At 64.6% G+C, this 24,929-nt stretch carries 21 protein-coding genes and 2 tRNA genes; 13 read left to right on the top strand and 10 right to left on the bottom strand.

Going from position 1 to position 24,929, the window contains the following annotated elements; translation table 11 throughout:
- Window positions 1-152: 152 nt before the first annotated feature.
- From ACP4XC_RS15840 to bcp, 4 genes are all read right to left on the bottom strand, one after another.
- The gene (locus ACP4XC_RS15840; protein WP_427171287.1) at window positions 153-830 is read right to left on the bottom strand and encodes a fasciclin domain-containing protein; all 678 of its coding nucleotides are present in this window, start codon (window positions 828-830) and stop codon (window positions 153-155) included.
- 268 nt (window positions 831-1,098) lie between these two features.
- Window positions 1,099-1,180: transfer RNA gene (locus tag ACP4XC_RS15835), tRNA-Leu, on the bottom strand.
- A 189-nt stretch (window positions 1,181-1,369) separates the two neighbouring features.
- Window positions 1,370-2,338: an IS481 family transposase gene (locus ACP4XC_RS15830; protein WP_427171285.1), complete on the bottom strand. Its 969-nt coding sequence runs from the start codon at window positions 2,336-2,338 to the stop codon at window positions 1,370-1,372.
- A 108-nt stretch (window positions 2,339-2,446) separates the two neighbouring features.
- A complete protein-coding gene (gene bcp, locus ACP4XC_RS15825) occupies window positions 2,447-2,920 on the bottom strand; it encodes a thioredoxin-dependent thiol peroxidase (protein ID WP_427171283.1) in 474 nt (157 codons plus the stop codon).
- Window positions 2,921-3,016: 96 nt separating this feature from the next.
- Between bcp and ACP4XC_RS15820 the strand changes: the two genes are divergently transcribed.
- Window positions 3,017-3,499: a MarR family winged helix-turn-helix transcriptional regulator gene (locus ACP4XC_RS15820; RefSeq protein ID WP_427175130.1), complete on the top strand. Its 483-nt coding sequence runs from the start codon at window positions 3,017-3,019 to the stop codon at window positions 3,497-3,499.
- A 123-nt stretch (window positions 3,500-3,622) separates the two neighbouring features.
- On the opposite strand, the gene ACP4XC_RS15815 is transcribed toward ACP4XC_RS15820, so the two are convergent.
- The 6 genes from ACP4XC_RS15815 to ACP4XC_RS15790 all read right to left on the bottom strand — a co-directional run bounded on the left by ACP4XC_RS15815 (window position 3,623) and on the right by ACP4XC_RS15790 (window position 7,864).
- A complete protein-coding gene (locus ACP4XC_RS15815; protein ID WP_427171281.1) occupies window positions 3,623-3,925 on the bottom strand; it encodes a DUF4193 domain-containing protein in 303 nt (100 codons plus the stop codon).
- Between the two features lie 143 nt (window positions 3,926-4,068).
- Complete coding sequence (locus ACP4XC_RS15810) at window positions 4,069-4,701, bottom strand: DUF2510 domain-containing protein (protein ID WP_427171279.1); 633 nt, start codon at window positions 4,699-4,701, stop codon at window positions 4,069-4,071.
- A gap of 124 nt (window positions 4,702-4,825) precedes the next feature.
- Window positions 4,826-4,901: transfer RNA gene (locus ACP4XC_RS15805), tRNA-Lys, on the bottom strand.
- Window positions 4,902-5,019: 118 nt separating this feature from the next.
- Window positions 5,020-6,108 (bottom strand): PQQ-dependent sugar dehydrogenase, encoded by a 1,089-nt coding sequence (locus ACP4XC_RS15800; protein ID WP_427171277.1) that lies wholly within the window; start codon window positions 6,106-6,108, stop codon window positions 5,020-5,022.
- 129 nt (window positions 6,109-6,237) lie between these two features.
- Entirely contained in the window at window positions 6,238-7,197 is a 960-nt protein-coding gene (locus ACP4XC_RS15795) for a hypothetical protein (RefSeq protein WP_427171275.1), read from the bottom strand.
- Between the two features lie 124 nt (window positions 7,198-7,321).
- Window positions 7,322-7,864, bottom strand: coding sequence for a hypothetical protein (locus ACP4XC_RS15790; protein ID WP_427171273.1), 543 nt, complete (start codon window positions 7,862-7,864; stop codon window positions 7,322-7,324).
- 153 nt (window positions 7,865-8,017) lie between these two features.
- Here ACP4XC_RS15790 and ACP4XC_RS15785 point away from each other — a divergent pair, with 153 nt between their 5' ends.
- The 12 genes from ACP4XC_RS15785 to ACP4XC_RS15730 all read left to right on the top strand — a co-directional run bounded on the left by ACP4XC_RS15785 (window position 8,018) and on the right by ACP4XC_RS15730 (window position 24,923).
- Entirely contained in the window at window positions 8,018-8,932 is a 915-nt protein-coding gene (locus tag ACP4XC_RS15785; RefSeq protein WP_427171271.1) for a LysR family transcriptional regulator, read from the top strand.
- A 146-nt stretch (window positions 8,933-9,078) separates the two neighbouring features.
- Window positions 9,079-10,800 carry a dihydroxy-acid dehydratase gene (gene ilvD, locus ACP4XC_RS15780; protein ID WP_427171269.1) on the top strand — a complete coding sequence of 574 codons (1,722 nt, stop codon included), beginning with the start codon at window positions 9,079-9,081 and terminating at the stop codon, window positions 10,798-10,800.
- Window positions 10,801-11,190: 390 nt separating this feature from the next.
- A complete protein-coding gene (locus tag ACP4XC_RS15775; RefSeq protein ID WP_427171267.1) occupies window positions 11,191-13,095 on the top strand; it encodes an acetolactate synthase large subunit in 1,905 nt (634 codons plus the stop codon).
- A gap of 2 nt (window positions 13,096-13,097) precedes the next feature.
- Entirely contained in the window at window positions 13,098-13,610 is a 513-nt protein-coding gene (ilvN, locus tag ACP4XC_RS15770; protein ID WP_427171265.1) for an acetolactate synthase small subunit, read from the top strand.
- 113 nt (window positions 13,611-13,723) lie between these two features.
- Window positions 13,724-14,749, top strand: a complete 1,026-nt coding sequence (gene ilvC / locus ACP4XC_RS15765; protein WP_427171263.1) for a ketol-acid reductoisomerase — start codon at window positions 13,724-13,726, stop codon at window positions 14,747-14,749.
- A 124-nt stretch (window positions 14,750-14,873) separates the two neighbouring features.
- Complete coding sequence (gene serA / locus ACP4XC_RS15760; RefSeq protein ID WP_427171261.1) at window positions 14,874-16,463, top strand: phosphoglycerate dehydrogenase; 1,590 nt, start codon at window positions 14,874-14,876, stop codon at window positions 16,461-16,463.
- A gap of 209 nt (window positions 16,464-16,672) precedes the next feature.
- Entirely contained in the window at window positions 16,673-19,468 is a 2,796-nt protein-coding gene (locus tag ACP4XC_RS15755; protein WP_427171259.1) for an ABC transporter permease, read from the top strand.
- Entirely contained in the window at window positions 19,465-20,232 is a 768-nt protein-coding gene (locus tag ACP4XC_RS15750; RefSeq protein ID WP_427171257.1) for an ABC transporter ATP-binding protein, read from the top strand. The genes ACP4XC_RS15755 and ACP4XC_RS15750 overlap by 4 nt, the downstream gene beginning before the upstream one ends.
- 66 nt (window positions 20,233-20,298) lie before the next feature.
- Entirely contained in the window at window positions 20,299-21,858 is a 1,560-nt protein-coding gene (gene metG, locus ACP4XC_RS15745; RefSeq protein ID WP_427171255.1) for a methionine--tRNA ligase, read from the top strand.
- A gap of 383 nt (window positions 21,859-22,241) precedes the next feature.
- Window positions 22,242-22,922, top strand: coding sequence for a hypothetical protein (locus ACP4XC_RS15740; protein ID WP_427171253.1), 681 nt, complete (start codon window positions 22,242-22,244; stop codon window positions 22,920-22,922).
- Between the two features lie 98 nt (window positions 22,923-23,020).
- Window positions 23,021-23,797, top strand: coding sequence for a class F sortase (locus tag ACP4XC_RS15735; protein WP_427171251.1), 777 nt, complete (start codon window positions 23,021-23,023; stop codon window positions 23,795-23,797).
- A 73-nt stretch (window positions 23,798-23,870) separates the two neighbouring features.
- Window positions 23,871-24,923 (top strand): 3-isopropylmalate dehydrogenase, encoded by a 1,053-nt coding sequence (locus ACP4XC_RS15730; RefSeq protein ID WP_427171249.1) that lies wholly within the window; start codon window positions 23,871-23,873, stop codon window positions 24,921-24,923.
- Window positions 24,924-24,929: the final 6 nt, after the last annotated feature.

The following is a 24,929-nucleotide window of genomic DNA, read 5'->3' as shown; positions in this document are numbered from 1 at the left end:
ACCTAATTGACACGCCGTGGCCAACCTTCCGCGCCCCGGACCGAACCGTTAGGCCAAAAAGAGCGGGCCCGCACCGAAGGGTGCGGGCCCGCTCTTTTCCCCTGCCGGTCCAGTGAGTCAGGCTGGACGGCGGGCAGGAGGGTTGGGGGTGCTTACTTGGGCATCAGGACGGAGTCGATGAGGTAGACCGTTGCGTTGGCCGTGTGGACCCCACCGCAGATGACGCTGGCGCCGCCGTCGACCTTGAGGGCGTCCTTCGTGCCGGTGACGGTCACGGAACCGCCCTCAACCGTCTTGTGGGTGCCCACGATCTTGTCGGGCGTGATTTGGCCGGGAACCACGTGGTAGGTCAGGATCTTGCTGAGGGTGGCGTCATCGGTCTTGAGCTTCTCGATGGTGGCCGGGTCAATCTTTGCGAACGCGTCATCGACCGGCGCAAAGACAGTGAATTCGCTGCCGTTCAGGGTGTCAACGAGGTTGACCTTGGGGTTCAGCTTGCCCGATACTGCCGCCGTGAGGGTCTTCAGCAGCGGGTTGTTGGAAGCTGCCACGGCTACGGGGTCCAGCGCCATTCCCGTGACGGAGCCTGCACCCGAAGGTACCTTTGCGGCGTAACCGGCACAGCCTGCGCCCACCAGGTCACGGGCCGGGTCCATGGCGGCTGCCGAGCTGGCGGAGGGGGACGCCGCCATGCTGGAAGCCGACGGCGTGGAAGCCGGTGCCGAGGAGCTCGTGGCCGTGGTGGCGGCGCCTCCGCAGGCGGTCAGGCTGAGCAGAGCTGCAGCTGCAACACCTGCAACGGTGAAAGTTGTGCGCTTGATTGACTGCATTTCGATTCTCCTTGTTAGTGCCGATCTTTGCCGGGCCGACGAATTTCTCGATGACCGCTTTGGCTCTATTCCGACTGTCGGGCACCTACCCTTGGTTGGTGTCTCAATGGGTATTCGGCAGCTCCGCTGCGACGGATGGGTGATCCTGGAAGAATCTTTTTCGGCACCTGGTCCGGCGCTCCCGGCCACATCTTAGACAGCCGGAAATGCGGGTTAAACGCCGGAATCCCGGGCCAGATAGGCCCGGGATTCCGGAATATCACTTGTGTGCGCAAGGGGGGACTTGAACCCCCACGCCCGAAGGCACAGGAACCTAAATCCTGCGTGTCTGCCAATTTCACCACTCGCGCGGGCCCCGTCGGGCATTCATCTTCCGCGGTGCTGAGCATGTGGAAAATGCATTGCGGAAAACGTTCGACGGCGGATGCCAGGGTCCATTGTACCTTCCGCCACGACCTTCCGCGGGAGGCAGGGACCGGCACCTTCCGCCGGGGCCGGGTGAGGTCAGTTCGCGAGCAGAATCCAGCAGCGGGCCTTGGCTAGGTGTATTGACCTGAGAGGTTGGTAACACGGCTGGCCGGTGGCTGACCTTTGAGTGAAGTGTGGCCTCGGTGATGATTGTAATGATGGAGCCAGTCAGCGAAAGCGGCAGCACGCTCGGTTTCTGATCCATAGGGTTTGGCGTAGGCCCATTCGTCGAGCATGGTGCGGTTGTAGCGTTCGACTTTGCCATTGGTTTGGGGCCTGTAGGGGCGGGTGCGTTTGTGGCTGATGTCCGGGCCCAGCGCGTCCTTGAAGGCGTGGGCGCGGTAGCAGGAGCCGTTGTCCGTCAACACCCTTTTGACTACGATTCCGCACGATTCGAAATAGGCGTTGGCGCGTTCCCAGAACCCCGCTGCGGTGTCCTTCTTCTCATCGGCCAGGATCTCGGTATAGGCAAGCCGAGAGTGGTCATCAACGGCATTGTGCAAGAAGGCGTAGCCCGGTCGCCGGTTCGCCGTCGTGCCGGTCTTGTTTTTATTACCCGCGGCCCGGCCGGTGACGCGGTGGCCGCCGCCGTCCGGGATCCGTCCGAGCTTCTTGATGTCCACGTGGACCAGCTCCCCGGGGCTGTGGTGCTCGTACCGGCGGATCACCCGGCCTGTGGCCCGGTCCATCCACGACAGCCTCGCCAACCCGAACCTCGACAGAACCCGGTGCACTGTGGACGGATGGATCCCCAGCAGAAAGCCGATCCGTGCCGGACCCCACCGGCGGTTGACCCTAAGCGCGATGATCCGCCGCTCCCGCCGCACGGACGTCCGCTGCGGGGAGCTGACGGGCCGGCTGGAACGATCACCCATCCCGCGCTCACCGTGCTCCCGGTAACGGGCCGCCCACCTCGCCGCGGTTGCCACCGACACCTGGAACCGCTCAGCAGCACGGCGCAGGGACCACCCGTCCTCGACAACGCACCTAGCCAGCCGGAGCCTGCCCTTCGGCGTCAGGAGCGCGTTAGCATGGGACATTGAAGACCTCCTTGTGGATCGGACTCTAGACAAGCCCCACTCCACTCGGAGGTCTTCTTTTTGTCACCTATCCACGCCGGGCGTCCCTAACGTCCGTGGACAATACAGCTAGGAGGCCAGTCCAAGGTCGCGGCGGAGCTTGGCCACGTGCCCGGTGGCCCTCACGTTGTACTGTGCCAGGGCCACGTTCCCGTCAGCATCCACCACAACAGTGGACCTGATCAGGCCGTCATAGGTCTTGCCGTAATTCTTTTTCTCTCCCCAGGCGGCATAAGCCTCCGCTACTGCGTGGTCTTCGTCCGAGAGGAGTGGAAACGGCAGCCCTTCCTTTTCGGCGAACCGGGCTAGCTTGTTCACGGGGTCCGGCGAGATGCCCAGGACGTCGTAGCCGTCTTTTTGCAGCGAATCGAGCGTGTCGCGGAAATCGCAGGCCTCTTTGGTGCATCCCGGCGTCGAAGCTGCCGGATAGAAGTAGACGATGGTGTTCCGCCCCCGGTAGCTCTTGAGGCTGACGTCCTTTCCCGCCGAATCCTTGAGCGTGAAGTCTGGCGCCGGAGTGCCGGGAGTGAGTCGTTCAGCCAAGGTTTTCTCCTTCGAAGCGTTCTGGAAATCTCAGCTTAGTAAGGGGTTGGGCGAGGAACGAATCCGACGCTGGCTATACTGAGTGCTATGCCTGATATGGATCGCTGGCCCACAGGGCGCCTTTTGTCCACGGCGGCACGCCTCGTTGAACATTCATGGAATGAAAAACTGGGTGCCATCGGGCTCACCCATGCCGGTGTGATCGCCATGGAAGTGCTGGCCCTGCAAGGGCCGATGACGCAGGCGCAGCTGGCGCAACTAGTGCGCGTGCAAGCACAGACCATGGGGAAAACCCTGAGCAGGCTCGAAGCTCACGGGCATATCCGCCGGGAGCGAAGCACCTCCGATCGCCGCAGCCACGTGGTGTCCCTTACGGACCGGGGCATCGAAGCCGTGGCTGCTGCCGCGGACATGGAACGCTCGGTGCTGGCCACAGCTTCCATCGATCCCGACGTCCTCCGCCAGGAGCTTCAGGCTGTGGTCAGTGTCCTGGCCAGCCGCTTTTCCTCTCCCGAGACAAAGGCCATTGTGGCCAGCGCCGAATCCGGGCTGACAGTCGAGGCAAACAGCGTCAACTAAGAGCGCGTGATGGATTCCTGTTCAGGAGCGCGTTTTATTCTGGAGCGGCCTGCTGTGCCGACGGCCCCGGACATCCCCACAGGTCCGGGCGCGTGGTGCTGCTGGGCCCGGCCGCTTTCTTTCCTAGCCCTCACAGTCGGTGCAGTATGTGTGCCCGCCCTTTTGCCGTGCAATCTGGGAGCGGTGCCTGACCAGGAAACAGGAGTAGCAGGTGAATTCGTCCTCAGCCTGCGGGATGACCTGGACGACCAGCTCCTCGGCGACGAATTCTCCGCCGGGGACATCCATCCCGTCCAAGCCGTCGGCTTCATCAAGATCGCGCACAACACTGCGGGCGTCGGGCGCGTTGGCCGACTGCAGTGCTTCCAGGGAATTGTCCTGGGACTCCTTGACGTCGGTGCGGAGTTCGTCGTAATCGGTTGCCACTTGGGTGATTCTCTTTTCTCGTGAGCGGTTGTCGCATGTGAACGTACATCATCCCGTGGTTATTCCATAGTTGGCCCGGTGTTGTTCCACAGTTGGCGGAGCAGCGGGCAACTGCAACCAAGCAAGCCGCCGCTCCTGGCCGCTCACGTTGCCATGGCTCCCACAGCGGCGGCGATCAGGGCGGACGCTTTGATACTGGCCACCACCAGGGTCGCGGCGGTGACTGCGAGGGTCGCCCATACGGGTGCAAGTCCGCGTCGCGGTGCAACCTGGTGGACAATCACTGACCGGCCGATCACATAGACCTCACGGCTCAGGAAGACCCAGGCCCAGTGAAACGGGCGGACGACGCCGTCACGCCGGAGCCGGTCCCAGTCAAGGTATGACATGAGCGCGGTCACTGCGTAGGCCAGCAGGCTGGTGCCCACCATCAGGAAATACGGAGCTGTGAAGATGGACGCGGGGTCGACCGTCTGCTCGTGCCGGACGCCAACGGTCCGGACTTTTATCACCGGATTCCAGAACAACAGGATGATGAGTGGAATGACCGGCAGCGCCACAATGATCCAGATGTAGGGGTTATAAACCGCGGTATTCGCATTAAGCCGGGGGCGGGGTTCCGGCTGAGCTGATTGCCCTGGTGCCGGCGGACCGCTCAGCTGCCCTGTCCAGGCCCTGCCGTCCCACCATTGGAGCCGTCCTGATCCGGCGGGGTCTGGATACCAGCCGGCAACGGGGAGGCTGCCTGGGGCTGAACTTCCGGGCGGGACAGTCATGGTGCACCTCTTGAAGGACGGGTCCTGCTGTGAGACTACATCCGGCGCGGGGTTCGTGGGGGTTTCAGGCAAAACAAAACCCCGCCTCTCCAAGCCGATTGGCCAGTAAAGACGGGGTTTTCGTTGGTGCACCCCCCGGGACTCGAACCCGGAACCCATTGATTAAGAGTCAATTGCTCTGCCAGTTGAGCTAGAGGTGCATCTGGAGTTTCGGTTCTTCCCGAAGGCTTTTGTTTCCCTCGTTCATCTCCGCAACGACATGAAACTCTACACGAGTTTTGGTGGAGTGTGAAATCGACGTTCGACTCCGCCCTGAAATCACCGCGGAAGCGCCAAAATCACCGCGAAGTCAGGGTTTTGGCCGTTCGTGAGCATCCACAAGCGGCCGTCAGGGGCGAGCTTAACGTCCCTGATCCGCCCAAACCTCCCGGTGAAATGACTCACAGGATTGCCCGCGTTTTCTCCGTCTAACGAAACGGCCCACAAGCGTTCGCCACGGAGCGCACCGAGGTAGGCTGTGTGGCCCACGATTTCCAGTCCGCTGGGGGACGAGTCCGCCGTCGCCGGCCAGACGACCTTGGCGTCGATAAAGCCCTTCCGCCCGGGCGCGCCGGTGACATCGGGCCAGCCGTAGTTGCCGCCGGCCTGGATCAGGTTCAGCTCGTCGTTCACATCGGGGCCGAACTCGCTGGCCCACAGCCGGCCCTCCTCGTCCCAGGCCAGGCCCTGGACGTTCCGGTGGCCCATGCTGTACACAGGGCTGCCCGCGAAGGGATTGCCCGGCGCGGGCTTGCCATCCCGCGTGATCCTCAGGATCTTGCCACCCAGCGCCTTAGCGTCCTGCGGCTGATCCCGCCGCTGGGCATCTCCCGTGCCGACGTACAGGTCGCCGTCAGGGCCGAACCTGATGCGGCCCCCATTGTGGGTGGAGGCCTTCGGAATGCCTGCGAACACAACTTCTGGCGTGCCAAGGGCCACGGAGCCCGACGAGAGCCGGTCGAGGCGGAGACGGGCGATTCGGTTGTCATTCACACCGGTGAAGTACGTGTAGAGCAGGCGGTCCGAGACGAAGTCAGGGGACAGTGCCAAGCCCAGCAACCCGCCCTCGCCGCCAGGCACCACGCCCGGGACCTTGCCGAGGGTGCTGATGCGGCCGTCCTGTACCGACTTCAGTTCGGCACTGTCCCTCTCCGAGATGATTGCCGTCCCGTCCGGAAGGAAGACCGTGGACCATGGCAGCGCCAGGCCGTCGACCCGCCCTGCCGGCTCCGGCTCCCTCGCGGCGCTTCCGCCGGCCGTCACAGTGCTGCTGTTGCCGGTGGGAGGACCACCGGCGCCGTCCGTGCATCCGGACACGATCAGGATTGCCGCCACAGCCGCTGCGATGGCAGAAAGAAGGCGGGGCACCGTGGAATGGTGGGCCCCGCCGTCGCCGTCTTCATCCCCGCACCTCTCCGCCTGAGCAGTCGGTTGGCCGCGATGGAACGGTTCCCCTTGGTGCCGTTCCATCGCCACAATCCCTCCAGTGTGCTCCGGCTAGTGCCTGCTCCGGCGTGGGGCGCGGAATCCCGCTGCCTCGGCGTGGGCAACGGACTCGAACCACACTTGGGCTTTGGTCTCCTCGTAGGCCGGGCTGGTTTCGTCGTGATAGGTCATCGTGTCCGCGCTGCCTTTGACCGTGTAGCCGGCAGGCCCGCTGCCATCCGGCGCGGGGGCTGCAGACCCTTCGCCGTAGGGCTTGTCCACCGCCAGGTGACCGCTGGGTTCGGCTGTGTGGCTGGCTGATGATTCCGTGGCTGCCGCCGACGCGGTCGTCTGCAGCGTTTCACGGTCGCCCTCCGACGGGGCTCCCGCAGGGGCGCCTGTAACGGGTGGCGCTGCCGCCGGCGCCCCCGTTCCGGCCGCGGCTTGCGGGGCTGAACCGGCCTCGGGTACCGCGGGCGTCCTCGTTGCGGGTTCCGCGACGGTGGGGGAGCCGGCTCGGGTAGGCGTTCCGGCCTCCGCCGGCGCCTCCGTCCCGGCGGCCCTCACCCGCACCGTTTCCGCTTCCGCGGCCGCGGCGTCCTCCGCGGCGGCCGTTTCCGCCCCGGGAAGTGTGGGCGCATGGGGCTCAGTGTATTCGGGGTGGTGAACCGGAACATGTGCAGCCGTGGATTCCGTGCCGTGGTGGGTTCCGGCGGCCCCCGGCGCGTGGGGAGTGCTGCCCGCCTCGGACCACTGCGCTTCCCACTCGGCTTTGTCCTCCTCGGCGGCAGCCGCTTCCGTGGACCCGGCCGGCGGGGCTGCGGCAGTTCCGCCGGCCGCGCGTGCCGTGCCATGGGATTCTGTTTCACGAGGTTTTGTTTCATGAGGTTCTGCCTGTGAACTGGTCACCCCGGATTCAGCGGGAGTCGACGTCGGCGTTTCCGAGCCGCGGCCGGAACTATTGCGGTTCAGCAGCCACCACACAATTCCGACGATTATTACGATGACAATGACCCAGATGATCCAATCCATAGCAGACCCCTTCTGTCTATGAGGCACGGTGCCGTTGCTTGACGTTACGTCGGTGCGATCATGGCTGTCTAGGCTCGGCGGCTGGATCCGGTGCCGTTTCACGCGCGCCGTGGGGGCAGCGGCGTCAGGCCGGATCCGCGGGGAGGAACGGCAGCCCGCGCTGGACGAAGTCGGCCATAAACTCCCTGAAATCCCTTGCGTCATCGGTCTGCTCAATCTGCTGCTCAACCCCTGACCGTTCCGCCCCGTCGCCGGCGGCCGAACGGTCAGTGGCGGGAAGTTCCGGAGCTTCCAACGTCATCACGTCCGCCACTTCGAACCGGAAGGCTTTTCCGGTGCTGGCCGCCACTTCGTAACCGCCGCCGGGCAGTTGGACGGCATAAGCCAGATTCGTCATGTTGATGGTCACCGGAACGCTTCCAGCTGTCAGCGTCTGTTCGTTGAACGGAGCAATGACCACCTCGGCCGGATGCCACCGGTAGCCGACGACGAAGGTCCGACGGCGCCGAGGCCGCTGATTGCCCCCGGCCGGTCCCCGCGCGGCAATGCTGTTGGACCCGGCCACGAGGTTGTAGTCGCCGTAGTTGGGAATCTGGGAGTCGAACACCGCGTGGAGCCGGGCCTTAAGGGTTTCGCTGGCACTGACTGGCGGAAGTTTGCTGTGCACGTTGACGACCTGATGTTCAGACGGTTGAGTGGCTCGCACGCTACCAGAGAAGGGTCGCAGTGCCATGTCACACGGGAATGATGTCCGCGAACAGCGCTCCCGGACAGCGCGGTCAACACGAACAGTCGCAGCGCCTTGACGTAGCCTCTCTCCATGGACTTGAAACGGCTCAGGATTCTCCGGGAACTGGCGGACCGGGGCACGGTGGGAGCCACCGCGGAGGCGATGGACGTGACGCCGTCGGCTGTCTCGCAGCAGCTCAAGACCCTTCAGGACGAACTCGGCGTGATTCTGGTGGAGAAGGCGGGCCGGGGCGTGCGGCTCACGGAGGCGGGCCATGCCATGGCTGCCGCGGCGGCGGAGGTCTCCACGGCGATGGCGCGGGCAGAAGCCACCATCGATACCTACCGCCGGGGCTGGCAGACACAGGTCAAAGCCGCATTCTTTCCCAGCGCCGCGGAAATGTTCTTGCCCGGGCTCCTCCACCGGGTCAAAGAGATCGAGGGGCTGGTCTTCGAGGCGCACTTCGAAGACCCCGGCGTTGCAGGGTTCGCAGCGCTGGCCGCCGATTACGACATTGTGCTGGCCCACAGCGTGGACGGCCCGGACGTGTTTGCCCGGCAAGGGCTGGTGGTGGTTCCCCTGCTGAATGAACCGCTCGACGTCGCCATGCCTCCCGGTCATGTCCTCGCGGAGAAGGCATCACTGACGGCCCGGGACGTGGTCGGGTATCCCTGGATGGGCGTGCCGGACGGTTTTCCCTTTGACACCGTCCTGCGCCAAATCGAGATCCAGGCCGACTCGACCGCTGTGCGCGCGCAACTCTTCCCTGACCTGCGTGTCCTTGAGGCCTTGGTCAGCGCCGGGCACGGGCTGAGCCTCCTGCCCCGGTACACGGCGGCCAGGAACCAGGAACGGGGATTTGTGCTCCGGCCTCTCGAAGGAGTCAAGGCCCGCCGCAGCATCGTGGCTCTCGCACGGCCGGACGTGGCCGCCAGGACCACCATTGAGCGGGTGCTGGCCCTGCTCAAGATGGAGGCGGCGGCCATCGGTCAGGCAACGGCGTGACGAATGGCACATATATTGTTCGAAGGAGCGCGGGGTCTCAGTATTTGAGATGAGAGTCCACTATTTGATCGAAATATTCGCCTTTTTCCGCTTAACGGGCCCTTCCGGGTCGTGGGGGCCCCTCCGGGCGCCCTAGACTTTCACCCATGAGTGAGGACACCCAAACAGCGACAGAGACCAAACCGGACATTAAGCCCCGCAGCCGGGTCGTCACCGACGGAATCCACGCCGCGCCCGCGCGCGGGATGTTCCGGGCGGTCGGCATGGGCGACGACGACTTTGCGAAGCCACAGATTGGCGTCGCCAGCTCCTGGAATGAAATCACTCCCTGCAACCTCTCCCTGAACCGGCTGGCCCAGGCCGTCAAGGAAGGCGTCCACGCCGGCGGCGGGTTCCCCATGCAGTTCGGGACCATCTCCGTCTCGGACGGCATCTCCATGGGACATGAGGGCATGCACTTCTCCCTGGTTTCCCGCGAAGTCATCGCCGACTCCGTGGAAACCGTCATGCAGGCCGAACGGATCGACGGCTCGGTGCTCCTGGCCGGCTGCGACAAGTCCCTCCCGGGCATGCTCATGGCAGCCGCCCGTCTGGACCTCGCCGCCGTCTTCCTCTACGCCGGCTCCATCATGCCCGGCTGGGTCAAGCTGGAGGACGGGTCGGAGAAGGAAGTCACCCTCATCGACGCCTTCGAAGCCGTGGGCGCCTGTGCCGCCGGCAAGATGAGCCGCGAGGACCTGGACCGTATCGAAAAGGCGATCTGCCCGGGCGAAGGCGCCTGCGGCGGAATGTACACCGCCAACACCATGGCCTGCATCGGCGAGGCGCTGGGCATGTCCCTGCCCGGCTCGGCCGCTCCGCCGTCGGCCGACCGCCGCCGCGACGCCTTTGCGCACAAGTCCGGCGAAGCCGTGGTCAACCTCCTGCGACTGGGCATCACCGCCCGGGACATCATGACCAAGAAGGCTTTCGAAAACGCGATCGCCGTCACCATGGCCTTCGGCGGTTCCACCAACGCGGTGCTGCACCTGCTCGCTATCGCCCGCGAGGCCGAAGTGGAGCTCTCGCTGGAAGACTTCAACCGCATCGGCGACAAGATTCCGCACCTGGGCGACCTCAAGCCCTTCGGCCGCTACGTCATGACCGACGTCGACAAGATCGGCGGCGTGCCTGTCATCATGCGGGCGCTGCTCGACGCCGGCCTGCTGCACGGCGACTGCCTCACCGTCACGGGCAAGACCGTCGCTGAAAACCTCGCGGCGATCAACCCGCCGGACCTGGACGGCAAGATCCTCCGGGCCATGGACAACCCGATCCACAAGACCGGCGGGATCACGATCCTGCACGGCACGATGGCCCCCGAAGGTGCCGTTGTGAAAAGCGCAGGCTTTGACGCAGACGTCTTTGAGGGCACCGCCCGGGTGTTCGAACGTGAGCAGGGCGCCCTGGACGCCCTGGACAACGGTGAAATCCACAAGGGCGACGTCGTTGTGATCCGCTACGAGGGCCCCAAGGGTGGACCCGGCATGCGCGAGATGCTCGCCATCACCGGCGCCATCAAGGGCGCGGGCCTCGGCAAGGATGTGCTGCTTCTCACCGACGGCCGCTTCTCGGGTGGAACCACGGGCCTGTGCATCGGCCACGTCGCTCCGGAGGCCGTCGACGGCGGCCCCATCGCGTTCGTCAAGGACGGGGACCGGATCCGGGTTGACATCGCGGCGCGGACTTTCGACCTGCTGGTCGACGAGTCCGAGCTGGAGGCCCGCAAGATCGGTTGGGAGCCGCTGCCGGCTAAGTTCACCAAGGGTGTCCTCGCCAAGTACGCCAAGCTGGTGCACAGCGCCTCCACGGGCGCCTACTGCGGCTGACTGGAGAATCCTTACCCTCACGATGCGGCGCTGCCGCCGCATCGTGAGGCGCCCCGGAATCCCTCTTACTGAGTCCTGCCGCCAGTGCGGACGGCGTGTAAGAATGAACTAACGAGGGCCAGCAAGTGGACAAAGGTGTCCACGTAGTGAGACGGGGGTGTTCGTCGTTGACACCCGTCACACTTAGAGGGAAAACTGAACGCATGATCGCATTCGTTACCGACGTTGTCGTCCTTACCAAGCGCGTGGCTCAATAGCCATCACTGGTAACGAACCGTCACGCGCAAACCCCTCGAAGAGCCGGCAGGCTGAGGGGTTTTTTTATTTCCCGCAGCACCTGAACAGCCATGAGAAACACCCGCTAAATAAGATCCATAAAGGAAGAGTCCGATGAGCAAAGGATCGCCCATCAGCCCCTCGCTGATGGCTTCAAAGTCCGCTGGAGCCCACAAGGCCCCAGAACGCGCCGACCGCACGGCTGAGGCCGTCGTCGTCGACACTGCTGCAGCCGCCTCTCCTGTCCTTGGGCCGAACAACGTTGTACCCCCAACGGTGATGACCGGCTCACAAGCTATTGTCCGCTCGCTCGAAGAACTCGGCGTCGACGATATTTTCGGTTTGCCCGGTGGCGCGATCCTGCCCACCTACGACCCCCTGATGGCCTCACGAATGAACCACATTCTGGTCCGTCACGAACAGGGAGCCGGCCACGCCGCGCAAGGCTACGCCATGGTTACCGGGCGGGTGGGCGTGTGCATCGCGACCTCCGGCCCCGGTGCCACCAACCTCGTCACCGCCATCATGGATGCGCACATGGATTCCGTACCGCTGGTGGCCATCACCGGCCAGGTCTCCAGCGGCGTGATCGGCACCGACGCCTTCCAGGAAGCGGACATTGTCGGCATCACCATGCCGATTACCAAGCACTCCTTCCTGGTCACGAACCCCAATGACATCCCGCACGTCATGGCCGAGGCCTTCCACCTGGCCTCCACGGGCCGCCCGGGCCCGGTGCTCGTGGACATTGCCAAGGACGCCCAGCAGGGACAGATGACCTTCTCCTGGCCGCCCAAGATCGATCTTCCGGGTTACCGTCCGGTGCTCCGCGGCCACAACAAGCAGGTCCGCGAGGCGGCGAAGCTGATTGCGGCCGCCAGCAAGCCGGTGCTCTACGTCGGCGGCGGCGTGGTGAAGGCGCATGCCTCCGTCGAGCTGCGGGAACTCGCGGAAGTGACGGGCGCGCCGGTGGTTACCACGCTCATGGCCCGGGGCGTGTTCCCCGACTCCCACCCGCAGCATGTGGGGATGCCCGGGATGCACGGCACCGTTTCGGCCGTGACCGCCCTCCAGCAGTCGGACCTCCTGATCACCCTCGGCGCACGGTTCGATGACCGCGTCACCGGCATCCTGAAGTCCTTCGCGCCCAATGCCAAGGTCATCCACGCGGACATCGATCCGGCCGAGATTTCCAAGAACCGCACGGCCGACGTTCCGATCGTGGGCTCCGTCAAGGAGATCATTCCCGAACTCACCGAGGCCGTGAAGACGCAGTTCGAAGCGGTGGGCACCCCGGACCTGACCACCTGGTGGGCGTTCCTGAACAACCTCAAGGAAACCTACCCGCTGGGCTGGACTGAACCCGAGGACGGCCTGAGCGCGCCGCAGCGGGTCATCGAACGCATCGGGGCCCTGACCGGGCCCGAGGCTGTCTACGTTGCCGGCGTCGGCCAGCACCAGATGTGGGCCGCGCAGTTCATCAAGTACGAGCGCCCGCATGCCTGGTTGAACTCGGGCGGCGCCGGCACCATGGGCTACGCAGTGCCGGCCGCCATGGGCGCCAAAGTTGGCCAGCCGGACCGTGTGGTCTGGGCCATCGACGGCGACGGCTGCTTCCAGATGACCAACCAGGAACTGGCAACCTGCGCCATCAACAACATCCCCATCAAGGTTGCCGTCATCAACAACTCCTCCCTGGGTATGGTGCGGCAGTGGCAGACCCTCTTCTACGAGGGCCGGTACTCCAACACCGACCTGAACACCGGCCACGACACCGTCCGCATCCCGGACTTCGTCAAGCTGGGCGAGGCCTACGGCTGCGCTTCCTTCCGGTGTGACCGGGACGAGGACATCGACGCCACAATCCAGAAGGCACTTGCGATCAACGACCGTCCCGTCGTGATCGACTTCGTGGTCAGCCCGAACTCCATGGTGTGGCCGATGGTCCCTGCCGGAGTCAGCAACGACCAGATCCAGGTTGCCCGCAACATGACCCCGGAATGGGAAGAGGAGGACTGAACATGACCCGCCACACACTGTCCGTTCTGGTCGAAGACAAGCCTGGTGTGCTGACCCGCGTCGCGAGCCTCTTTGCCCGCAGGGCCTTCAACATCAATTCCCTGGCGGTTGGCCCCACGGAAGTTCCGGGCATGTCCCGGATGACCGTCGTCGTCGACGCCGATGGTGACCTGATCGAACAGGTCACCAAGCAGCTGAACAAGCTGATCAATGTGATCAAGATTGTTGAGCTCACCCCCGAATCTTCCGTACAGCGCGACCACATCCTGGTCAAGGTACGTGCGGATGCCGCGACACGCCTGCAGGTGACCCAGGCTGCAGACCTATTCCGTGCTTCAGTGGTCGACGTCTCCACAGACTCGGTGGTCATTGAAGCAACCGGCCACCCCGAAAAACTCACGGCGCTGCTTTCGGTGCTGGAGCCCTTCGGTATCCGCGAAATTGTGCAGTCCGGCACGCTGGCCATTGGACGGGGATCCCGCTCCATGAGTGACAGGGCACTACGCTCCGCGTAAGGCACAGCGTAAGGGGCCCTCGGGACCCGGTCCCGCCCGCGGCGCAGCGCCCGCGCGGAACCGCAGCAACAGACGATTTACACCAGAGAATCCACTCAAAAGGAGTTACGCAAGTGACTGAAATGTTCTACGACGACGACGCAGACCTCTCCATCATCCAGGGCCGGAAGGTAGCCATCGTCGGCTATGGCTCGCAGGGCCACGCCCACGCCCTGAACCTGCGCGACTCCGGCGTCGAAGTTACCATCGCCCTCAAGGAAGGCTCGTCCTCGATCGCCAAGGCGCAGGACGCCGGTTTCACGGTCAAGAACGTGGCCGACGCCGCCGAATGGGCCGACGTCATCATGATCCTGGCACCTGACCAGCACCAGCGCGCGATCTACAACGACTCCATCAAGGACAAGCTGACCCCCGGCAAGGCACTGGCCTTCGCCCACGGCTTCAACATCCGCTTCGGCTACATCGAAGCTCCGGAGGGCGTCGACGTCATCCTGATTGCTCCGAAGGCTCCCGGCCACACCGTGCGCCGCGAATTCGAAGCCGGCCGCGGCATCCCGGACATCATCGCTGTCGAACAGGACGCCACCGGCTCTGCCTGGGACCTGGCCAAGTCCTACGCCAAGGCCATCGGCGGCACCCGCGCCGGCGTCATCAAGACCACCTTCACCGAAGAAACCGAAACCGACCTCTTCGGCGAACAGGCCGTGCTCTGCGGCGGCGTCTCGCAGCTGATCCAGTACGGCTTTGAGACCCTGACCGAAGCCGGTTACCAGCCGCAGATCGCCTACTTCGAGGTCCTGCACGAGCTCAAGCTCATCGTTGACCTCATGTGGGAAGGCGGCATCGCCAAGCAGCGCTGGAGCGTTTCCGACACCGCTGAGTACGGCGACTACGTTTCCGGTCCCCGCGTCATCACCCCCGACGTGAAGGACAACATGAAGGCAGTCCTCGCCGACATCCAGTCCGGCGCCTTCGCCAAGCGGTTCATCGAGGACCAGGACAACGGCGGCGTTGAGTTCAAGGCCCTGCGCGCCAAGGCCGAGCAGCACCCGATCGAGGCCGTTGGCCGTGAGCTGCGCTCCCTGTTCTCCTGGCAGCAGCAGGACGAGGACTACGTAGAGGGCTCGGCAGCCCGCTAAGGCTGCCGGCCAGGCGCCCCAGCAGGCAGTAGTGAGGCCGGGTTCACACTTAACAATGTGAGCCCGGCCTTTCCGTCAGCCTAGACTTGATTTATCCCCCGGACTGCAACGCAGAGGATCAGCCGTGTCAAAACCCGTAGTACTGCTCGCCGAAGAACTTTCACCCGCCACAGTCGAGGCCCTCGGCCCGGACTTTGAAATCCGACAGACCGACGGCGCCGACCGTTCCCAGCTGCTTTCTGCCATCGCGGATGTTGACGCCATTCTGGTCCGTTCCGCCACCCAGCTGGACGCCGAAGCAATCGCGGCCGCGAAGAAGCTCAAGGTCATCGCACGCGCAGGCGTCGGGTTGGACAACGTGGACATCAAAGCCGCCACCCAGGCCGGTGTCATGGTGGTCAACGCGCCGACGTCGAACATCGTCTCTGCCGCCGAACTCACGGTCGGGCACATCCTGAGCCTTGCCCGCCACATCCCGCAGGCCAGCGCCGCGCTCAAGGACGGCGAGTGGAAGCGCTCCAAGTACACCGGCATCGAACTGTTCGAGAAGAAGATCGGCATCATCGGCCTCGGCCGGATCGGTGCCCTCGTGGCGGCCCGCCTCAAGGGCTTCGACACCAAGATCCTGGCCTACGATCCCTACATCACCTCCGCGCGCGCCGCCCAGCTCGGGGTGCAGCTGGTGACCCTGGACGAACTGTTGGCGCAGTCGGACTTCATTACCATCCATATGCCCAAGACGCCGGAGACGGTGGGCATGCTCGGCGCTGAGGCCTTCAAGAAGATGAAGAGCACCGCGTACGTCATCAACGTGGCACGAGGCGGCCTCGTGGACGAGGAAGCCCTCTACGCAGCACTGGAGGCGGGCGAGATCGCCGGCGCCGGCGTCGACGTCTTCAACAAGGAGCCCAGCACCGACCTGCCGTTCTTCAAGCTCGACAACGTGGTGGTGACCCCGCACCTGGGCGCCTCCACTGATGAGGCGCAGGAGAAGGCCGGCGTCTCCGTGGCCAAGTCCGTCCGCCTGGCCCTCGCCGGCGAGCTGGTTCCCGACGCCGTCAACGTCGCCGGTGGCGTCATCGCCGAGGACGTCCGCCCGGGCATCCCGCTGATCGAGAAGCTGGGCCGGATCTTCACCGCGCTGACGCACGCCTCACTCACGCAGTTCGACGTCGAGGTCGCCGGAGAAATCTCGGCCCTCGACGTCAAGGTGCTGGAACTGGCCGCGCTCAAGGGCATTTTCGCGGACGTGGTGACTGAACAGGTCTCCTACGTCAACGCCCCGGTCATCGCGGAGCAGCGCGGCATCAACGTGCGGCTGATCACCACACCGGACACCGAGTCCTACCGCAACGTCCTGACCCTGCGCGGAGCCCTCAGCGATGGCAGCCAGATCTCCGTCGCGGGAACCCTCACAGGTCCGAAGCAGATCCAGAAGCTTGTGGGCGTGAACGGCTACGAGGTGGAGATCCCGATCAGCGAGCACCTTGTGGTTGTCGCCTACGCCGACCGTCCCGGTGTCATCGGCACCATTGGCCACATCCTGGGCATGAACAACATCAACATCGCCGGCATGCAGGTGGCCCGCCAGGCCGAGGGTGGACAGGTCCTGGCGCTTTTGACCATTGACAGCTCCGTGCCGCAGCAGGTCCTTGACGCGATCAAGGCCGGCATCGGCGCCGAGATGGTCCGCGAGGTTGACCTCGAGGACTGACGCTCGACGGTTCGGTAAACGCACTGTGGCCAAGTCGTAACGTCGGCCACGTATGATTGGCCGGTCTGCGTACAATGGCTGGGTCCGTTTTTCGGATCCCGCCGGCAGACCGGCCATTACTTTTTGCACACCCGGCAGGGGACGCCTTCACATTCATTCGATGTGAACTGCGGTGTGCGCACACGCAAATCCAGCTTTCAGGGAGCCCAATGAACGCCGTCCAGAGGTTCATCAAAAGCCGAGTGCTCTTGTTGACCGCGGCCATTTTGATCGTCGCCATGTGTTTGTCCGTCCTCATCCAGGGACAGTCGCAGGCGGCCCTCAACCGAACAGTCGACGGGAATTCCCGTGGACTCTACGACATCCTGGTCCAGGCGAAGGCAGGTGCCGGCGGAGCCCTTATGCAGCCGGATATCGCCAACGGCCAGGGTGGCATCAGTTTTGACCAGCTGGACAGCATCAGGAAGCTGTCCGGCACCTCCGTGGCCGCACCCATCAGCCTCGTGTCCCGGGTGACGCAAAACCTGGAAGCGCCACGGCTCGATGCCATGGACTACCTGGGTTATAACTCCGGGCTTGTGGGCACGGCGACCGCTGACCAGCCCGGGGGCACCGACCCCAGCAAATGGCCGGCCGCGGCATCCGTGCTCACGGACAGCGCCAAGAAATACCGTCTGACTGCCAGCGCCGTCAGCTCTGACGGGCACAGCGAGCAAACATTGTTCAAGACCACGGCGGAGGGCTCGCTCGGCAAGGCCAAGTTGGTTCAGGAGCAGGTGGCCGGCGGCAAGAACGTCCGCATCGCCGGCCCCTCGGGGGAGACCGGGATCAAGTTCCCTGCTCCCGCCGGAGGCTCCGAGCACAACCTCTTCAACCTCTCCGTGTCGCTGCCCCTGGCGCCCCAGGTCTCGGAGTCCGTGGTGGCTGTCGACCCGGTGTCAGAGCGTGCACTGCTGGGCGCGGCCGGCGATTTCCTGGCACCGCTGGAAAAAGCGCCCCCCGCGGACGCCCGTAATGCCGGAGCAATCGGACGTCACTTCGAGAGCCTCTTCACGAGCGGCATTGGCATGAAGGAGCTCGAAGAAGGCCCCGATTTCCTCGGTGTGAAGCTCAAGTACTGGGCCCCTTTGATGACCCAATACCAGCAGGCCAAGCGCAATGGCCAGCTCACCGCGGACTCCCAGGCCATCCCGCTGATTGTCCGCTCGGGAACCTCCACGGACCTTAAGTATTCAGTCAAGATCGAGGAAATCGACGACTCCGGCAATGTTGTCAAGGACGTCGGCACGGCAACCCGCTCGCTGGACAAGGATTACCTGCCCTTCGTTTCCAAGTCTCCGTTCGCGCTCTCATGGCCGGGCTCCACGGACTACTCGCAGCTGCTAGGTAATACCGGAAACTTCAGCCAGGGCCTTTACAACCCCGCGACGTGGAGCACCGATTTCGCCTCCGCGCCCAAGTACACGGACGGTGCCACGGCAGGCAACGGCGCCGTGGACAAGTCCGCCACTCCGGGCGAATGGGTGACCGTGAACCGGCTGCCCGAGAAGGGGGCAAACGGCGCGCCGGTGGACCAGACCCAGCGGGAGCCCGTTGACGAGCGCTCGTACCGCGAAAGTCTGGAAACCGGCAAGAAGCTCGCCACACCGCTGGCCATGGTTTACGGCACGTTCGACGCCAGCAAGGTCAAGGAAGCCGCCGGAGATATCAACCGGCTGCCGCTGGGCGGTTACGACCCCACGCCGTTGACCCTGACCAAGGATGCCGACGGCAAGGAAATCGAGCACACCGAGCTGAAGCCCTCGCTCAGCGCCACCGGCCTGGCGAGCCAGTCGGCCGGGGCCATCACCGACTACTACGGCCTCGCCGCCGCACGCGGCTATGAACAGAACGCTTCCGTCATCGACGCGGTCCGTGTCCGGGCCGCGGCGCCGGGCAGCTGGAAGCAGGCGCAGCCCGACGTCGAGAAACTGGCGAACGAAATCCGCGACATGGGTCTTGAAGCCACCGTTGTGGCCGGCTCCGCCCGTGAAGATGCCAACATCTTCGTTCCCGGCTACTCGAAGGACGACGCTGGCAAGGAATCCGCACTCGGTACCGTGCAGCAGTCCTGGGTACGTCAGAACGCGGCCGACGCCGTCTCAGGGTCCCTGACCGGCACGAACCTGACACTGCTCTTCCTGACCCTCTGCGGCGCGGCACTGCTGACCGGCGCCTCGACCGTCAGCTATATCCGTCAGCGGCGACGCGAAGCGGGCACGCTGCGCGCCATGGGCTGGACCCAGCGCAGGATCCGCAGCTGGGTGCTGGCCGAATTCGGGGTGGGGGCCGCGCTGCTCGCGGCCGCCGGAGGCATCCTCAGCCTGGTGAGCTGGAACCTTGCAACAGTCACTGTTTCCGTTTCCGTGCTGGTGCTTTACGTGGCTGCCGCGTACTTCGCGGCGAGGCAGCTGAGGCACCGCGACGAAGTGGATCAGGAACCCCAGCACGACGAACGGCTGATCGCCGTCGATTCCCCGCTGACATTTGCCAACCGGCAGCTGAGCACCAACAAGTTCAACACGCTCTCCCTCGCCGTGGCCGTCGGTGTCTTCGGCGCTGCCGTTGGTGGCCTCGTCGCGCTGCTGATCGACATTCCGCGTGCCGCGGGTGCCAGCGCGCTCAGCGGGCTTGCCGCGGCCAGCGTGGCTCTTCCGAGCCTCGTTCTGGCGCTGTCCGGAGTGGCCGTGGGACTGATCCTGACCCTGGTCACCGGACGCTTTGAACTGCAGGCCAAGCGCCAATATCTCGGAACCCTCGAGGCGATGGGCTGGAACCCGGACATGCTGGGTCAGGTCCGGTTCTTCGAAAATGCGCTGGTTGGCGCGGTGGCACTGCCACTGGGCGTCATCGGCGCCCTCGGGATCGGCTTGCTGCTGGCCCCCTATGCCGCGCTCTGGGCCGCACTGGCCGGGCTTGTGGCTGTACTTTGCTGGATTCCAATTGCAACGAAAGTGGTCCAATGAACAACGAGCTGAACCTTGACCGGGCGGCCCACGACCGGATGACCGGGAGCACCCGGAAGGGCGCCCATAAGACCCGTGCCAACACCATCGTGAAGGCCACGGACCACGCCACTCCGCTTGAGCTGAGCAACATCACCATCCGCTACGGCGGTCAGAAGGGCGGGGCCGACGCCGTCAACGTCGTGGAGGGCTTCAACCTGACCCTGCACGCCGGTGAGATGCACTGCGTGGCCGGCAGGAGCGGCTCCGGCAAGACCAGCATCCTCACCGTCGGCGCCGGACTCACCCTGCCGACGTCGGGCCGCGTCTTTTGGGAAGGCGAGTCGTTGGAGAGCATGGGCGACGACGAAATCGCGGACCGTCGCCGGGCCCTGATCGGCTATGTTGACCAGGGTGGGGCTCTGATCGATGGCATGAGCGCCCTTGAGAACGTTCTGTTGCCGGCAGTGCCCGACGGCGAGGTGGACCAGCGGCGCGATATGGCGAAGGACCTCTTGGACCTCGTTGGCCTGGGCCGCCGCATGCGGCACCGCCCGGCACAGCTCTCCGGCGGAGAGCGCCAGCGCGTGGCCATCGCCCGCGCGCTGATCCTGGGAACGCGTGTCCTGGTGGTCGACGAACCCACGGCCAGCCTGGACCGCGCTTCGGCCAACCGCATCATCAGCATCCTCAAGGACACAACGTCCGACGGGATCGCAGTGCTGGTGGCGTCACATGACCACGAACTCGTCCGCCTCAGCGATACCCTCACCGAACTGATCTAGATTTAGGGGTAGCTACTCCTGTCTGCCGGTCCGCCACCGCTTCCGAAAAAAAGGTAACCTCCCAGAGTGTCGTCTTCAGCCAAAACCCCGTTTTACATCACCACGGCCATTACGTACCCCAACGGTGTGCCGCACATCGGCCATGCCTACGAGTACATTGCCACCGATGCGATGGCGCGCTTCAAACGCCTGGACGGGTACGACGTCTTCTTCCTGACCGGAACGGACGAGCACGGCATGAAGATCGCGCAGGCCGCGGAAAAGGAAGGTCTCACTCCCAAAGAGCTGGTGGACCGGAACGCGGAAATCTACAAGGCGGCCCACGCCGCCCTGGGCATCTCCTACGACCGCTTCATCCGCACCACGGATACCGACCACTACACGGCGTCGCAGGCCATCTGGAAAAAGATGGAAGCCAACGGCGACATCTACCTGTCCAAGTACGAAGGCTGGTACTCGGTCCGGGACGAGGCGTATTACGTTGAGGATGAGACCGTTGTTAAGGACGACGGCGTCCGCTACTCGCGCGAGACGGACACGGAGGTCACGTGGACGGCAGAGGAGAGCTACTTCTTCCGGCTCTCCGCCTACCAGGACAAGCTGCTGGCCCTGTACGAGGCGCACCCCGAGTTCGGCGCCCCGCAATCCCGGTTCAACGAGGTCATCAGCTTCGTCAAGCGCGGACTTGAGGACCTCTCCATCAGCCGCACCACCTTCGACTGGGGCGTCCCGGTGCCCGGCAACGACAAGCACGTGATGTATGTGTGGGTGGATGCGCTGACCAACTACCTCACCGGCGTGGGCTACCCGGACATCGAATCGGAGTCCTTCAAGAAGTACTGGCCGGCAGATGTCCACATCATCGGCAAAGATATTTCCCGGTTCCACGCCATCTACTGGCCGGCATTCCTGATGAGCGCCGGACTGGAGCTGCCCAGGCGCATCATGATCCACGGCTTCCTCCACAACAATGGAGTCAAGATGTCCAAGTCCCTTGGCAATGTGGTGGCGCCAGCGGACTTTGTGGCCCAGTACGGCCTGGACCAGGTGCGCTTCTTTTTCCTGCGGGAGGTGCCCTTCGGCGCCGACGGAAGCTACAACCACGAGGCGATTGTGGGCCGGATGAACTCCGATCTGGCAAACAACTTTGGCAACCTGGCGCAGCGGTCGCTTTCCATGGTGGCCAAGAACTGCGAAGGACGCGTTCCGGAGCCGGGCGCGTTCACCCCCGAGGACACCGCGCTGCTTGAGCAGGCCAACGCCCTGATGGACACCGCGCGCGCCTTTTTCGAGAAGCAGGAATTCAGCCGGGCGCTGGAGGCCATCTGGGGTGTCCTGGGGGACACCAACGCCTACTTCGCCGAGCAGGCCCCATGGGTGCTGCGCAAGACCGACGTCGGACGCATGAACACCGTGCTCTACGTGACGCTGGAGGTACTGCGGATCGTCTCCATCCTGGTCCAGCCGGTGATGCCGGCCGCCGCGGCGGCAATCCTCGCCACCCTGGGACAGCCCGAGGGCGACGCCCGGCAGTTCCCGGCGATCTCTACGCCGATTGCGGCCGGCACAGTCCTTCCGGCACCGGCTCCGGTCTTCCCGAAATACGAGGAACCGGCGGAAGCCTAAGGCGCCCGCGGACAATCGCGCGGCCGACAATCCCGCTCCGCGGAAAACGGACGCTCCCTGATTTGTGACACACAGGTCGGGGAGCGTCCGTTCTCGTTTTCCGTCCACCCAAGTAGTGCGGTGTTTGCACCCGAGTGATATTCGCGCGGGCCAAGTAAGTGTTACAGAAGTACACCCAAGTAAACGCGTACAGACTACTGGGGACTCTGATTCAGCAGCACCCTAGCCTGAAAAGGCAAGCGAACTGAGGACATGGCTGGGGAGTAACTGTCGCAGGTTCATCCCGTTGTTTGAGGTCTCAAGACGGGGTTTCCACAATCACGCAGACGGTTACTCCGCCCGGCCTGGTCAGTTCGAATCGGACTGGTATGGAGGAAGCGAAAATGAGACGAACAATTGCCACCCTGGGGGTTGTGGGGCTTGGGGTGCTCGGCGCCACAGTATCCGCGCACGCCGCACCCCCGGAAAAGATCAGCATTTGCCACGCCACCGGCTCGGTGGCGAACCCTTACAAGTTTGAAACGATTAACCTCAATGCGCTGTCGGCGCATGTCGGGGACACCGGCGACATCGTTCCGGCAAATGACGGCACTGATATGCCGAACGGACAGAACCTGAGCACTGCGAATACGGCGCTCCTCGCCAATAACTGTGTGGCCGTCGAGGTAGTGGTGCCGCCCACCAATCCGCCGACCGATCCGCCGACAACTCCGCCCACGGATCCGCCGACAACTCCGCCCGCGACTCCGGGTACGAATTCGCCGGCGGTTGAGACTGTGGTGGTGCCGCCGGCATCCGTCCCGGCCACCGTCGCGACTGCCACCGTCGCGCCGGCTGCAGCGGCCCCTGCTGCGGTCACACCGGTTGCCGCTGCGGCGCCCCAGGCGGCCGCAGCAGCAGTACCGGCCGCCGCGGTGACCAATGTGGGCTACAACGTCCAGACCGCCGCGGGCAAGTCCGATGCCGGGATTCCGCAGTGGCTTGGGGCTTTGACAGGCCTCTTCACGGGTGTGGCAGCGCTCGTGCTGTGGCGCGGCGCCCGGGGCAAGAACGCCAACGGCTAAGTAAAACCTTGGGGCGGATGCTGCGACAGACTCATGCAGCATCCGCCCTTCGTTTCCTCTTCCCTCATTCGGTTCCTCTTCCCAAGGAGTGGGCGCTCATGGCCAATCACGTCGGGACCAGGAAGTCAGGGGTAGCTGTCACGCGGAGGCTCTTTCTGAGCTACCGGGACACCGTGATCCTGGCGGTCTGCATTCTGGGGCTCATGACGGCGTGGCTTGTTTATGGAGCGTCCATATCCGCTCATTCGACGGCGGCCTCCGCTGCCGGGATCTCGGCGGGGTCTCCACTCAGCCAGGCCGGGGCGCCGCGGGCCGCTTCCACGGCGCCGCCGGCGGCCGGGTCCAGCGCCGCCCCCTCTTCTCCAGCGGCCATCCCGCCGGTGGCGGCAGGAGCCGCAGCAGCCGCCGCGCCTGCCCTTCAGGGGCCGGCTGCCTCCGCTCCGCAACGGATCACCTACCCGGCGGCGGGCCTGGACGTGGTGGTGCATCCGCTGCAGCCCGATGGGGCCGACGCGGACAGCCGGAGCATCGTGCCGCCCGAAACAATGGATGGATACTGGCTTGAACCCTTCGGCGTCCCCGGAGCCGGATCGACGAACACCACCTACGTCATTGGCCACAGCTGGGAGGGCCTCGACGCACCCTTTAATCATTTGAGCTCGAAAGCCGCCCCCGGGGATGAACTCACGGTGACCACCCTGACCGGTGTCCTGCGCTACAGGGTGGATTCAGTGACCACCTATACCAAATCCACTCTGAAAGACAGCCCCATTTGGGGCGTGGCATCCAACCGCCTGGTACTCATCAGCTGCTATACAGAGGACCTGTGGGGCCGGAACGTCGCCGTGGTGGCATCGCCGGTGCCCGGAGGCTGACTGGCCGGCAGCGCTCTGTTCGAATGGTGAGACGACTTGACCATCATGTGGATGGCTTGGCTACGCTGAAACCATGAGCGCACCCACCATTGATCTTGCTGTCATTCCCGGCGACGGCATCGGCCCCGAGGTCATCGCCGAAGCCTTGAAGGTACTTGAAAAGGTGGTGGCCGCCGAAGGCGTCACCTTGGAGCAGACGCACTACAAGCTCGGTGCCCAACACTGGCTTGAGACCGGCGAAACGCTTCCGGAGAAGGTGCTCGAGGACCTCCGGGGGCGAGACGCCATTTTGTTCGGTGCCGTTGGCGCGGCTCCCGGCGACACCCGGATACCTTCGGGCATCATCGAGCGCGAGCTCCTGCTCAAGCTGCGCTTCAGCCTGGACCACTTCGTGAACCTGCGCCCCTCCCGCCTGTACGGCAGCGTGGGCAGCCCGCTCGCGAATCCCGGCGAGATCGACTTTGTCGTGGTCCGTGAGGGCACCGAGGGCCCCTATGTTGGCAATGGAGGCACGCTGCGTGCCGGCACGCCGCACGAGGTCGCCACCGAGGTGTCGCTGAACACCGCCCACGGCGTGGAACGCGTGGTCCGGGATGCATTCCGCCGGGCCAATGAGCGTCCCCGCAAGAAGCTGACGCTCGTGCACAAGCACAACGTCCTTGTCTTCGCCGGCCACCTCTGGAAGCGCACCGTGGAGGCCGTGGCCCAGGAGTTCCCGGAGGTCACCCACGACTACCTGCACGTGGACGCCGCCACCATCTTCATGGTCACAGATCCGTCCCGCTTCGACGTGATCGTCACGGACAACCTGTTCGGCGACATCATCACCGACCTCGCTGCTGCCGTCACGGGCGGCATCGGCCTGGCCGCCTCCGGCAACATCAACATGGAGCGCACCGCGCCGTCCATGTTCGAACCGGTGCACGGCTCGGCCCCCGATATCGCCGGCCAGCAGAAAGCCGATCCCACTGCCGCGATCCTGTCCGCATCGCTCCTGCTGGACCACCTCGGCTATGCCCGGGCGGCCCGGAAGATCGAAGCGGCGGTTGTTGCCGACGTCGAAAGCCGTGACGGCTCCGTGCGCAGCACCAGCGCGGTGGGTGACGCCATTGCGGCCGCCCTGTAGGCTCCC

Origin of the sequence: Arthrobacter sp. 92 (genome assembly GCF_050260325.1) — a bacterium.
Classification (GTDB): Bacteria; Actinomycetota; Actinomycetes; order Actinomycetales; family Micrococcaceae; genus Arthrobacter.
This window is presented reverse-complemented; position numbering and strand designations above follow the sequence as displayed.

Excerpts from the sequence above, each read along its gene's own strand:
- ACP4XC_RS15775 (WP_427171267.1), top strand. The coding sequence starts at position 11,191 with ATGAGCAAAGGATCGCCCATCAGCCCCTCGCTGATGGCTTCAAAGTCC.
- ACP4XC_RS15750 (WP_427171257.1), top strand. The coding sequence starts at position 19,465 with ATGAACAACGAGCTGAACCTTGACCGGGCGGCCCACGACCGGATGACC.
- ACP4XC_RS15785 (WP_427171271.1), top strand. The coding sequence starts at position 8,018 with ATGGACTTGAAACGGCTCAGGATTCTCCGGGAACTGGCGGACCGGGGC.
- ACP4XC_RS15795 (WP_427171275.1), bottom strand. The coding sequence starts at position 7,197 with ATGGATTGGATCATCTGGGTCATTGTCATCGTAATAATCGTCGGAATT.
- ACP4XC_RS15735 (WP_427171251.1), top strand. The coding sequence starts at position 23,021 with ATGGCCAATCACGTCGGGACCAGGAAGTCAGGGGTAGCTGTCACGCGG.
- ACP4XC_RS15810 (WP_427171279.1), bottom strand. The coding sequence starts at position 4,701 with ATGACTGTCCCGCCCGGAAGTTCAGCCCCAGGCAGCCTCCCCGTTGCC.
- ilvN (WP_427171265.1), top strand. The coding sequence starts at position 13,098 with ATGACCCGCCACACACTGTCCGTTCTGGTCGAAGACAAGCCTGGTGTG.
- ACP4XC_RS15830 (WP_427171285.1), bottom strand. The coding sequence starts at position 2,338 with ATGTCCCATGCTAACGCGCTCCTGACGCCGAAGGGCAGGCTCCGGCTG.
- ilvD (WP_427171269.1), top strand. The coding sequence starts at position 9,079 with ATGAGTGAGGACACCCAAACAGCGACAGAGACCAAACCGGACATTAAG.
- ACP4XC_RS15820 (WP_427175130.1), top strand. The coding sequence starts at position 3,017 with ATGGATCGCTGGCCCACAGGGCGCCTTTTGTCCACGGCGGCACGCCTC.
- ACP4XC_RS15840 (WP_427171287.1), bottom strand. The coding sequence starts at position 830 with ATGCAGTCAATCAAGCGCACAACTTTCACCGTTGCAGGTGTTGCAGCT.
- ACP4XC_RS15740 (WP_427171253.1), top strand. The coding sequence starts at position 22,242 with ATGAGACGAACAATTGCCACCCTGGGGGTTGTGGGGCTTGGGGTGCTC.
- ACP4XC_RS15755 (WP_427171259.1), top strand. The coding sequence starts at position 16,673 with ATGAACGCCGTCCAGAGGTTCATCAAAAGCCGAGTGCTCTTGTTGACC.
- ACP4XC_RS15730 (WP_427171249.1), top strand. The coding sequence starts at position 23,871 with ATGAGCGCACCCACCATTGATCTTGCTGTCATTCCCGGCGACGGCATC.